Consider the following 11,280-nt stretch of genomic DNA (forward strand, 5'->3'; position numbering starts at 1 on the left):
ATTTCGGTTTATTACAAAGACGGTTTAGATAAAATCGTACAGTTGCTTCACGAACACGATGTTCAAATTTTTTCGACTGGTGGAACACAAAAATTCGTTGAAGATTTGGGCATTCCAGTAACGGCCGTTGAAGACCTTACAAGCTACCCTTCAATTTTTGGTGGACGTGTAAAAACGCTTCATCCGAAAGTATTTGGTGGAATTCTTTACCGCCGTGACAACGAAGGTGACGTACAAACTGCCGCTCAATTTGAGATTCCGTCAATCGACTTGGTGATTGTTGATTTGTATCCTTTTACAGAAACGGTTGCTTCGGGAGCAGACGAAGAAGATATTATTGAAAAAATCGACATCGGTGGTATTTCGTTGATTCGCGGGGCGGCCAAAAACTTCAATGATGTATTGATAGTTTCGTCACGTGACCAGTACGACGATGTTTTTGAGATTTTGAAAGAAAAAGGCTGTGCAACTGACCTTGCCGACCGTCGTCGTTATGCCAAAGAAGGCTTTCAGATGAGTTCGAGCTACGATACGGCTATTCATAATTACTTTGCCGACGATGTTTATAAATCAACACAAAGTTTTGATTTATTGCCGAAGAAAGTTCTTCGTTACGGCGAAAACCCGCACCAAGCCGCTACTTTCTACGGTGATTTAGATGCAATGTTTGAGCAAATTCACGGTAAAGAATTATCCTATAACAACCTCATGGACGTAGAATCGTGCGTGCGTTTGATGGATGAATTTACTGAAACATCATTCGTAATCGTGAAGCATAATAACGCTTGTGGCGTAGCAACTGCCCCAACGGCTAAAGAAGCCTACGTAAACGCTTTGGCATGCGACCCAGTTTCCGCTTTTGGCGGTGTAATCATCACAAATACAAATGTTGATTTGGCAACTGCCGAAGAACTACACAAACTTTTCTTTGAAATCCTCATCGCTCCGAGTTTTGATGCCAATGCTTTAGAAATTTTAACGAAGAAAAAAGACCGCCGATTACTTATCAGAAAGCCAGTTGAAGTTAGCAAAAAACAATTCAAAACGCTTTTGAATGGAGTTTTGGAACAAGATAAAGATAATTCGATTGAAACTGCGAAAGACTTTACGGTAGCAACTGAAAAAGCCCCAAGCGAAAGCGAAGTTAAGGCTTTAGAATTTGCTTTGAAAATTTGTAAGCACTTGAAATCTAATAATGTGGTGTTAGCAAAAGATGGCCAGATGTTGGCTTGTGGGGTTGGACAAACGTCACGTGTAGATGCCTTGAAACAAGCGATTGATAAAGCAAAAACCTTTGGTTTTGACCTCAACGGAGCAGCAATGGCTTCGGAAGCGTTCTTCCCATTTGCTGACTGTGTAGAGATTGCTCACCAAGCGGGTATCACAACGGTTGTGCAACCTGGCGGTTCAATTCGTGATAAAGATTCGATTGATTATTGCAACGCCAATGGTCTTTCGATGGTTATGACTGGCGTAAGACACTTCTTGCATTAAGAGATATTTTTTATTCACCACGGAGACACGGATTACACGAATTAACACAGAGATTAACTCAGTGAAAATCTATGAAATCTGTGCCTCCGTGGTGAATACAAAACTTCATTAGTCTAAATCAAAAAAGCGAGCTATTCCTCAGAATAACTCGCTTTTCTATATAAATATATCTCCAAAACTATCAAATAGTAACCCAAGCTTGCTTGCGGTGACTTTCGATGATTCTTTCGCAAATCAATAATTCACGCAAACCATCGGCAAAAGTTGGATACGTTGGATTTTCTGGTTGTTTTCCTGCCGCAACTGCCGCATAAACTTCCTTGAATAATTGCTTCGATGTATCTGGGAAACCTTCGTTGTGTCCACCAGGGAAACTAACAAGGCTTTGTGCTTCACGATAGAATAACGATGGGTCTTTCATCAATTGTTGGTTTGCACCATCACGTTTGCCAATCCACATTTCGTTTGGTTTTTCCGAACACCACTCAAAATTCGCTACCGAACCTGAAATCTCTAAGTTCAAACGGTTTTTACGTCCAGCCGAAACTTGGCTTACTGTTACGCTTCCTTTAGCACCGTTATCGAATCTTAGAAGTACACTTGCGTGGTCTTCGGTATTGATTGGTACTTCGGCGTAGTCTGATGGCTCAAGCATTTTGCCCGAATAAGTTTCGATGGCTTTCAATGGCTTCAAGCGAGTTTTGTGTACAGTATTGAAATCGGCCATTACTTCCGTAATTTTCATTCCTGTAATATACTCTGTTACATCCAAAAGGTGCGAACCAATATCAGCAATCGCTCTCGAATCGCCAGACTTGTCTGGTTCTAAACGCCAGTTGTAATCTGTTTGGTAGAAAAGCCAATCTTGCAAATAGCTACCCATGATTGAGTAAATTTCGCCCAAATCGCCTTTTTCACGCATGGTTTTCATCTGACGAACCAACGGATAATATCTCAAATTGAAGTGAACGGCATTTACTAAACCTGTTTCAGCGGCTAATTTTACCAATTCTTCTGCTTCTTCGATTTTGGTGGCCAATGGTTTTTCGCACACAACGTGTTTCCCTGCCAACAAAAGAGCCTTTGATTGCGAATAGTGCAAAAAGTTTGGCGTACAAACGTGTACACACTCAATTTCTGAATCTTTCAATAAATCTTCAAAGATATACGCACGTTCGATACCCAAAGAAGCAGCTTTGTCTTTCGCTAAATCAATATTTGCTTCACAAAGTCCTAAAACTTCAATATTTGGTAAACGACGGAGGGCTTCAATATGAGCTGGCCCGATAAAACCTGTGCCAACAACGGCAACTTTGATTTTTTTCATAGATTAATACCACCCCCCCGCCCCTAAAGGGGAGCTATTTTTTTGATTGAATATAAAGGCCCCCCTTTAGGAGCGGGGGGGTTATTAGTTAAAGCTGCTTATGGCAAACTTTTCTGTGTTGCAATATATGGAACTATAAAGAAAAAAACCATCAATCGAAGTTTTGTATTTTCTTAATAGATGCAAAACTGGTGATTTTGATTTAATTTTCAATAAACTGGCTGTTTCTTTATCTGCCGCTATAGCACGCACTTCTTGAGTCATGCTTTGCACATCAATTTGGTATCTGATGAGCAAAGTTCGGAAAAGAGAACCTTCAAGCAATGGTTCTTTGATAAAATTTGGTAAATTTTCGTTCGGAATATATGTTTGTTCAAACATCACTGGCGAATCTTCGACCAAACGCAATCGCTTGAAAAATATAAATTCTTCGTGTTTTTCCTCATCAATTAATGGTTTAAAGGCAGTATCTTCTAATTTCTTTAATACTGGGCCTTCTAAAACCAATGTTTTCCCGTGCCTATCGCTTGCTACTACCACTTCGGTCCAACCTTTCAGTGAAAGTAAACCTAACGATTTTCTACTTGCCGAAACTGTACTTCCTTTTCCGTGTTGGCGAGTAATGTAGCCTTCACGCACAAGTTCGTTGAGAGCTTGTCGAACGGTCATACGAGTTGCATTAAACTCAGTACAAAGGTCATTTTCGGAAGGCAATAGTCCACCTTCTTCATAAACTCCCGAAGTAATTTTTTCTTTTAAACTCGCTTGAATTTGTCGATAAAGGGGTATTTTCATAGAGTAGTCTCAGCAGGTGGCAATATCAAACACTATTTAGAAATTCTGAAAGCAAATTAATCTAATAAACTCATAAAAGGCACTAAATTTTAATAGAATATTTTCAGAGGTTTATTTATGAAAAAAGGCATTTAGGAATCCCAAATGCCTTTCCAAGACGAAAATACTTTAACCTATGATGAATAAACCCGATAAATCGGGGTACTCAAACTCTTTATGATTTCAATGAAATCGAATATATTTTTGATACAACTTGTATAGACAACAGAATATTTACTTACAAAAGAAACTAAAAATCAGTATTTAGACAAATATTTTAAATGTTTTTTTTACAATTATTAATTTTTATACAATTTTTAGTCAAAAAAGTATTACTTCTTTCAATAAAAGTGTAGTTATGACACGATTTGAAAGATTTTTTAGAACGGGTCGTTGTTGCGATACAGGAATATTGCTTTGGTTTTTCATTCTTAATATCCAATCGTCGAGGCTGTTACATTTTCTGAAGCTAAACCCAAACGTTTTTTTGCGTCTTCAATGATTGTGGCGGTGGCAGTTGCTCCGAGGCGAGTTACGCCCAACTCCATTACTTTCAATAAACCGTCGAGTGTTCGTACACCTCCTGCTGCTTTTATCTGAACTTTTTCTGACGAATTTTTTCTCATCAAAAGCAAATCATGTTCTGTTGCTCCTTTGTAATTATAGTCTCCGTTGGCTTGTTTTACGTAACCGTATCCAGTAGATGTTTTCACAAATTCTACGCCTACAATGCTACAAATCTTGCAGAGTTTTATTTTGAGTTTATCTCTTGGAAGAAAATCATTTTCAAAAATTACCTTCAAAATGGCTCCGTGTTTGTGGCTTTCTTTCAAAATAGCATTGATTTCCTTCTTCACGTATCGCCAATCTTCAGACAAAACTTTGCCGACGTTTACCACCATATCAATTTCGGTTGCTCCATCTTTGCAAGCTTGACGAGTTTCGGCCACTTTTTGCTGAATCGTACTACTTCCATGCGGAAAACCTACGACCGTACAAACTTTTACATCAGAATCTTTGAGCAACTCAGCCGCTTGCTTGACGAAGTATGGTTTTATACAGACCGTTGCGACATCATAATGTTTGGCCAGTTCACAGCCCGCTATCAAGTCTGCATCGGTCATTGTTGGATGGAGCAAAGAATGGTCAATCATTTTTGCGATTTGATGGATAGAATAATTCATTTTTTAGATTTTATGATTGCTTGATGCAAATATAAACGACACAACTTGTATAGACAAGTCAAATTTTAAAAAGTATAATTTTTCTTAAAATAAAAGCATTTCAAACAAAAGTAGGTCTTCATTCAATAAATAATTACTCAACAAAACACCATTCTTGCCATTTTTTTAATAGTTTTGGAAAGTAATCAGCAATACTAAACCTAAACTTATTAAAACACATTATGAGTAATTCACTTTTTCGGAGAAAGGATGTAAAGCAGGCAATAAAAGAAACTGAAGACCGTGAAGACGGAAATTCACTGGCTAAAGTATTGGGAGTCAGAGATTTAACCTTACTTGGTATTGCTGCAATTATCGGAGCAGGTATTTTCAGTACAATTGGCTTGGCGAGTTTCAATGGTGGGCCTGCGGTTTCTCTTCTTTTTGTATTTGTGGCAATTGCCTGTGTATTTACTGCTTTGAGTTATGCCCAATTTGCTTCAATGGTTCCTGTCAGTGGTAGTGCCTACACATACGCTTATGTATCTTTTGGCGAAATGCTCGCCTGGATTATTGGCTGGGCATTGATTCTTGAATATGCAGTGTCAAACATGGTAGTAGCGATTTCTTGGTCGAGTTATTTTACTTCGATGCTCGAAGGTTTTGGCATTCACTTCCCGACTTGGCTGGCCGTAGATTATACAACTGCCAAAGAAGCATTTGAAAGCGTGCAAGCGGGCGGAACAGAAATTAACGATGGCACTAAACGTTTGGCTCAGGCTTTTCAAGATGCACCAAGTTTGGGTTTCCTGAAAGTAATTTTTAATCTTCCTGCGGGAATGATTACGGTCTTGATTACAACACTTTGTTATATAGGAATCAAAGAATCTCGTAATGCGAGTAATTTTTTGGTTGGTTTGAAGCTTTTGGTGATACTTTTAGTAATAGTAGCAGGAGTTTTTTATGTAAAACCTGCCAATTGGTCGCCTTTTGCACCGAATGGTGTGGAAGGAGTTTTGAGTGGAGTTGCGGCTGTTTTCTTTGCGTTTATTGGTTTTGATTCAATTTCGACAACTGCCGAAGAAGCCAAAAATCCTCAACGAGATTTGCCTCGTGCGATGATTTTATGCTTGATAATTTGTACAGTTCTATACGTTTTGATTTCGTTGGTACTTACGGGAATGGTAAACTATACCGAATTGAATGTAGCCGACCCATTAGCGTATGTATTCACAAATGTAGGTTTTGATGCTGTGGCAGGAATTATTTCGGTGAGTGCCGTTATTGCCATTACGAGTGCTTTATTGGCTTATCAAATCGGGCAGCCACGTATTTGGATGACCATGAGTCGTGATGGACTTTTGGGCAAGAAATTTGGCGAGATTCACCCAAAATTCAAAACTCCAGGTTTTGCAACAATCGTCACGGGTATTTTGGTAGCAGTCCCTTCGTTATTTTTCAAAATGAGTTTCTTCGTTGACCTCACGAGTGTGGGTACATTTTTTGCTTTTATTTTGGTTTGTGCAGGGGTTTTATATCTCGATACAAAAGGCATGAGCAAAGATGCTAAATTTAAGATTCCTTATATCAATGCTAAATATTTGTGCGGAATCTTGATGCTTGGTGCGTTATATTTTACGTATTCACAAGGAGATGTGATGCAACATTTAGAAGAAAAACCATTACTTTTTGTGTTTTGGGCAGTTTGGTTGGCATTGTCGATAATGAGTTTTAAATATAACTTCTCTCTCCTACCAATCTTTGGAATTTTAACAAACCTCTATCTAATGACCGAACTCGGCTGGACCAACTGGCGAATGTTTATCATCTGGATGGCCATTGGCTTGGTCATCTATTTTGCTTATGGCTATAAAAATAGCAAACTGGCGAAGAAGTAGAAAAATAACAAATTGATTATGAATGCAATAGCGACACATTCGAGATATAAACTTGGAGCAAAAAAGGTTGAGAAGAAAATTCCTCAACCCAAACTGCTTACGTATGATGATTACGTAAAACTAACTCCGCCCGATAACGGGAACTTTGAATTGCTCAATGGTCAAATCTATTTTATGGCATCTCCTAAACCTTCGCATCAAGAAATAAGTAGCTTACTGAATACTTACTTAGGAATTTTCATCATCACTCATAAGCTTGGAAAACTCTTCGCTGCTCCCATGGACGTAGTTTTTACCGAACACGATACCTTTCAGCCAGACTTGCTTTTTATCACAAAAGAAAAACTCAATATTATAGGAGAGAATAAAATCGAAGGTTCGCCTGATTTAGTAGTAGAGATTCTTTCTCCATCGAATGATAATAGCGAGATGTCGTACAAAAAACATATCTACGAAATAACAGGAGTAAAAGAATACTGGTTAGTAAATGTAGAAAAACAAACGCTGACGCTTTATAAACAAGTAGATAATGAACTTCGTTGGCAAAGAGATGTCCAGAAAAACGAAGTTTTAACCTCAGAGATTATCAACGGTTTTGAGTTAGAATTAAACAAAATATTCGAGTAATTTATTTCCATTAACAAACCCTAACCTTCTTACTATTTTGGCAAATTTTAAAAAAGAAATCAAACTTTACGATGCCGTAATGCTCGTATCAGGGTCGATGATTGGCTCTGGTATTTTTATTGTCAGTGCCGATGTTGCTCGTCAAGTTGGCTCAACTGGCTGGCTTTTGGCATCTTGGCTTTTGGCAGGTGTACTGACAATGCTCGGTGCACTATGCTATGGTGAACTCACCGCCATGTTTCCACAAGCGGGTGGGCAGTACGTTTTTCTACAAAAGGCCTACGGAAAACTCACTGGTTTTCTTTATGGCTGGTCTTTTTTTGCAGTAATTCAGACAGGAACTATTGCGGCCGTTGCGGTGGCTTTTGCTAAGTATTCTGGTGTACTTTTTCCTGAAATTATCAGTGATAAGCACGAGATTTTTGCACTTGGCGATACTTCATTTAAGCTTACTTCTCAGCGTTTGCTGGCTATTTTGAGTATCGTTGTGCTTACTTATGCCAATACTCGTGGCGTGAAAGAAGGTAAAATCATTCAGAATATATTCAGCACAACCAAACTTGGAGCTATTGCGATGCTCATTATTTTGGGCTTTATACTTGGAGCAAATGGCGATGTAATTGCCCAAAATTTTTCAAATATTTTTGATGCGTCAAGCACTGCCAAAGTTAATGGCGAATGGATTGTAACTGGCATCACAGGCTTTGGAATTATCTTAGCAATTGGCGTAACACAAGTAGGAACTTTGTTCTCGAGCGATGCTTGGAATGGGCTTACTTTTGCGGGTGATGAAGTCGTAAATGCCGAAAAAACAATTCCAAGAGGCTTGATGATCGGAACCTTCTTAGTTACTGCTTTATACCTATTGATGAACTTTGCGTATCTCTGCATTTTGCCTCTAAAAGGCGACCCAAATGGAGCTGACGTAATGAGCCGAGGTATCCAATTTGCTTCGGAAGATAGAGTTGCTGCAGCCGCCGCACAAGTAATTGGTGGACAAGGCTTCTCGGTGATTGTGGCAATTTTGATTATGATTTCGACTTTTGGCTGTAATAATGGTTTGATTTTATCAGGTTCGAGGGTTTATTACACAATGGCTAAAGATGGTTTGTTCTTCAAGAATTTTGGCAAATTGAGCGAAGCGGGTGTTCCGCAAAATGCTCTTTGGTGGCAATGTGCTTGGGCATCTTTCCTTTGTCTAACAGGCAAATACGGTGATTTACTTGATTATCTGATGGGTGTTGTAATTCTGTTCTATGCTTTCACCATCTACGGAATCTTTATTTTACGTAAAAAAATGCCTGATGCTGAGCGTCCAATCAAAGCACCCGGTTATCCGATTTTGCCGATGCTTTATGTAATTGTGGCTTCAATTATCGTTTTGATTTTAGTAAAAGAAAAACCACAATTCACTTACCCAGGTCTTGGAATTGTGGCTCTTGGAATTCCTGTTTTTTATTGGTTTAATAGTAAGAAATAATAGATTTTGAAGAATTAGTCACCACTGAGGCACGGAAGACACGGAGTTTCACAGAGAATATGCTCTGTGTTTCTTCGTGTCCTCCGTGCCTCAGTGGTAAAAATTAAAAGATAAAAATGCGAAAAATCCTCTTTTTCGATACCGAAACTACTGGATTACCACAGTTCTATAATGCACCAATCACGCAAGTCAATAATTGGCCACGTTTGGTGCAATTAGCTTTTATTGAATATTATGAAGATGGTTCACTTGCTGCCAGACACAATTATATCATCAAGCCTGAAGGTTTCATGATTCCACGAGATGCTACGCTCATCCACCGAATATCAAACGAACAAGCTCAAACCGAAGGAAAAGATTTAATCCAAGTATTGGATATTTTTGCCGATGCCATCAATGAATCAGCGATACTGATTGCCCATAATTTTGATTTTGATAGAAATATCGTTGGGGCAGAATTTGTCAGAAAGGAATTTGATACAAACCCGCTGCTAACCAAGCGAAGTTTTTGTACGATGAAAAATAAAGATGTGGTAAATTTCTGTCGAATACCCAACAAAACTGGCTATAAATGGCCAAAACTCGAAGAACTTCACTTTAAACTATTCAATCAAAGATTTATCGACGCTCATGATGCAAGCATTGATATTGAAGCCACTGCCAAATGTTTTTGGGAATTATTGAGGCGTGGGGTGATTAGGGCATAATGAACAATTTAAAAATCGGGTTGCTGAAGCGATTATTCTACAAATATTTTTTTTTCAAAAAACAAATTTCTACTTTTGTCACACAAAATTATAAAAGCCCATGTTCCTGCTTGATATTGTTTGCTAATTGCAAACGCATTTCTACATTCTTATTTCCTTTTTGAGCTTATTTTCATAAGCCATATCTAATTACTTTATAAAACTATTACTGGTTGTTCAGCATTCACCTGAACGATAAAACTTATTGTTTTTAACAAAAATCTGACTGTACAAAGTATTGATTTTCAATCTCATATAATGTTGTTATCAAACATTGGCGGTGGATTATTATACTCTTTTTTACAATGCGAAAAATTATACAATTATTCATGCAAGCCATTCGTGGCGAAGACCAAAACTATACTGATATTAGCATCAATCGTGCGATTTTTCTGCTTTCAGTACCAATGATTTTGGAAATGATTGGCGAGTCACTTTTTGCGGTTGTTGATGCTTTTTTTGTAGCTCGATATGTAGGCACAGAGGGCGTAGCAACCGTAGGTTTGACCGAATCCGTACTAACACTAATTTACTCAGTAGCCATTGGTTTGAGTGCCGCCGCTACGGCAATCGTTGCTCGTCGAGTAGGTGAAGGCAACAAAATTGGTGGAGGTTTAGCCGTTGCTCAAGTCATCATGATTTCGTTGGTTTTAGGGGTTTCGGTTGGTATTATCGGCTTTGTTTTTGCCGAAGATATTCTCCGTTTAATGGGCGGTAGCGAACACCTGATTGAAAAAGGCTCAAGTTTTACTCGTATTATTTTTGCGAGTAGTCCTTCAATTGTTTTGCTTTATACGCTCAGTGGTGCGTTGCGTGGTGCGGGCGATGCCTCAACAGCCATGCGTTCGATTTTGCTCGCCAATTTCGTCAATATAGTCATGGATTTTATTCTGATTCCTATCATGGGTTTTGGAGTTGAAGGAGCGGCAATTGCCACAACTGTTGGCCGAACAATTGGCGTTTTGTATCAATTATATGCACTTTATGGAGGAAACGGCAATATTCAAATTCTTGCCAAACAGTTTGTGCCTGACAAAGAAGTCATCAAAAATATGCTAAGTGTGGCTGCTGGCGGAACTGGACAATTTTTAATTCAGTCAGCCAGTTGGATTTTCTTGACTCGTATTCTCTCTACTTTCGGAAGTGAAGTTGTGGCTGGTTACACGATTGCGATTCGTATCATTATTTTTACGATTTTGCCATCGTGGGGAATGTCGAATGCTGCTGCAACGTTGGTCGGACAGAATCTGGGTGCTGGCAAACCCGAACGTGCCGAAACTTCGGTTTGGCGAACGGCTTTTTATAACATGATTTTCTTACTTTTAGTCGGAATCATATTTGCATTCTTTGCCGAAAACTTCGTTGGGATTTTTACTGATGAACCAAAAGTCATCGAAATTGGTGTTTTATGCCTACAAATCATTTGTTTAGGTTATATTTTCTTTGGCTACGGTATGGTCATCGGGCAATCGTTAAACGGTGCAGGAGATACGCTTTCGCCTACAATTATGAATTTTGTTTGTTTCTGGTTAATCGAAATTCCGCTGGCTTATTTCTTGGCTAAAAGTCTTGATTGGGGGCCAAATGGCGTATTTTGGTCGATTGCCATTAGCGAATCAATTTTGGCGATTGTGGCAATTTTTGTATTCCGAAGAGGGCGTTGGAAACGAATGAAAGTTTAAATGTGTTAGAAAAAAACCTGTAAGGTTTG

9 protein-coding genes are annotated in these 11,280 nt (G+C 38.7%); 6 read left to right on the forward strand and 3 right to left on the reverse strand.

Features of this window, described 5'->3' with window-relative positions; genetic code table 11:
- On the forward strand, nt 1-1,494 hold a 1,494-nt coding region (gene purH, locus A6M55_RS09505), incomplete at its 5' end, for a bifunctional phosphoribosylaminoimidazolecarboxamide formyltransferase/IMP cyclohydrolase (RefSeq protein ID WP_064197383.1).
- 181 nt (nt 1,495-1,675) lie between these two features.
- Here the strand turns inward: purH and A6M55_RS09510 are convergent.
- The 3 genes from A6M55_RS09510 to deoC all read right to left on the reverse strand — a co-directional run bounded on the left by A6M55_RS09510 (nt 1,676) and on the right by deoC (nt 4,839).
- Entirely contained in the window at nt 1,676-2,821 is a 1,146-nt protein-coding gene (locus A6M55_RS09510) for a Gfo/Idh/MocA family protein (protein ID WP_064197384.1), read from the reverse strand.
- Between the two features lie 84 nt (nt 2,822-2,905).
- Nucleotides 2,906-3,616 (reverse strand): GntR family transcriptional regulator, encoded by a 711-nt coding sequence (locus A6M55_RS09515; protein WP_064197385.1) that lies wholly within the window; start codon nt 3,614-3,616, stop codon nt 2,906-2,908.
- 470 nt (nt 3,617-4,086) lie between these two features.
- Nucleotides 4,087-4,839 (reverse strand): deoxyribose-phosphate aldolase, encoded by a 753-nt coding sequence (gene deoC / locus A6M55_RS09520; RefSeq protein ID WP_064197386.1) that lies wholly within the window; start codon nt 4,837-4,839, stop codon nt 4,087-4,089.
- Nucleotides 4,840-5,060: 221 nt separating this feature from the next.
- On the opposite strand from deoC, the gene A6M55_RS09525 reads away from it, so the two are divergent.
- From A6M55_RS09525 to A6M55_RS09545, 5 genes are all read left to right on the forward strand, one after another.
- Nucleotides 5,061-6,716, forward strand: a complete 1,656-nt coding sequence (locus A6M55_RS09525; protein ID WP_064197387.1) for an amino acid permease — start codon at nt 5,061-5,063, stop codon at nt 6,714-6,716.
- An 18-nt stretch (nt 6,717-6,734) separates the two neighbouring features.
- Complete coding sequence (locus A6M55_RS09530) at nt 6,735-7,343, forward strand: Uma2 family endonuclease (RefSeq protein ID WP_082892974.1); 609 nt, start codon at nt 6,735-6,737, stop codon at nt 7,341-7,343.
- 37 nt (nt 7,344-7,380) lie between these two features.
- A complete protein-coding gene (locus tag A6M55_RS09535; RefSeq protein ID WP_064197388.1) occupies nt 7,381-8,823 on the forward strand; it encodes an APC family permease in 1,443 nt (480 codons plus the stop codon).
- Nucleotides 8,824-8,939: 116 nt separating this feature from the next.
- Nucleotides 8,940-9,530, forward strand: a complete 591-nt coding sequence (locus tag A6M55_RS09540; RefSeq protein WP_064197389.1) for a 3'-5' exonuclease — start codon at nt 8,940-8,942, stop codon at nt 9,528-9,530.
- 344 nt (nt 9,531-9,874) lie between these two features.
- Nucleotides 9,875-11,251 carry an MATE family efflux transporter gene (locus tag A6M55_RS09545; RefSeq protein ID WP_064197390.1) on the forward strand — a complete coding sequence of 459 codons (1,377 nt, stop codon included), beginning with the start codon at nt 9,875-9,877 and terminating at the stop codon, nt 11,249-11,251.
- Nucleotides 11,252-11,280: the final 29 nt, after the last annotated feature.

The organism is Emticicia sp. MM, from assembly GCF_001649495.1.

Bases quoted from the DNA above. Each gene is read 5' to 3' on its own strand.
- A6M55_RS09510 (WP_064197384.1), bottom strand. From the start codon at position 2,821: ATGAAAAAAATCAAAGTTGCCGTTGTTGGCACAGGTTTTATCGGGCCA.
- A6M55_RS09515 (WP_064197385.1), bottom strand. From the start codon at position 3,616: ATGAAAATACCCCTTTATCGACAAATTCAAGCGAGTTTAAAAGAAAAA.
- deoC (WP_064197386.1), bottom strand. From the start codon at position 4,839: ATGAATTATTCTATCCATCAAATCGCAAAAATGATTGACCATTCTTTG.
- A6M55_RS09525 (WP_064197387.1), top strand. From the start codon at position 5,061: ATGAGTAATTCACTTTTTCGGAGAAAGGATGTAAAGCAGGCAATAAAA.
- A6M55_RS09530 (WP_082892974.1), top strand. From the start codon at position 6,735: ATGAATGCAATAGCGACACATTCGAGATATAAACTTGGAGCAAAAAAG.
- A6M55_RS09540 (WP_064197389.1), top strand. From the start codon at position 8,940: ATGCGAAAAATCCTCTTTTTCGATACCGAAACTACTGGATTACCACAG.
- A6M55_RS09545 (WP_064197390.1), top strand. From the start codon at position 9,875: ATGCGAAAAATTATACAATTATTCATGCAAGCCATTCGTGGCGAAGAC.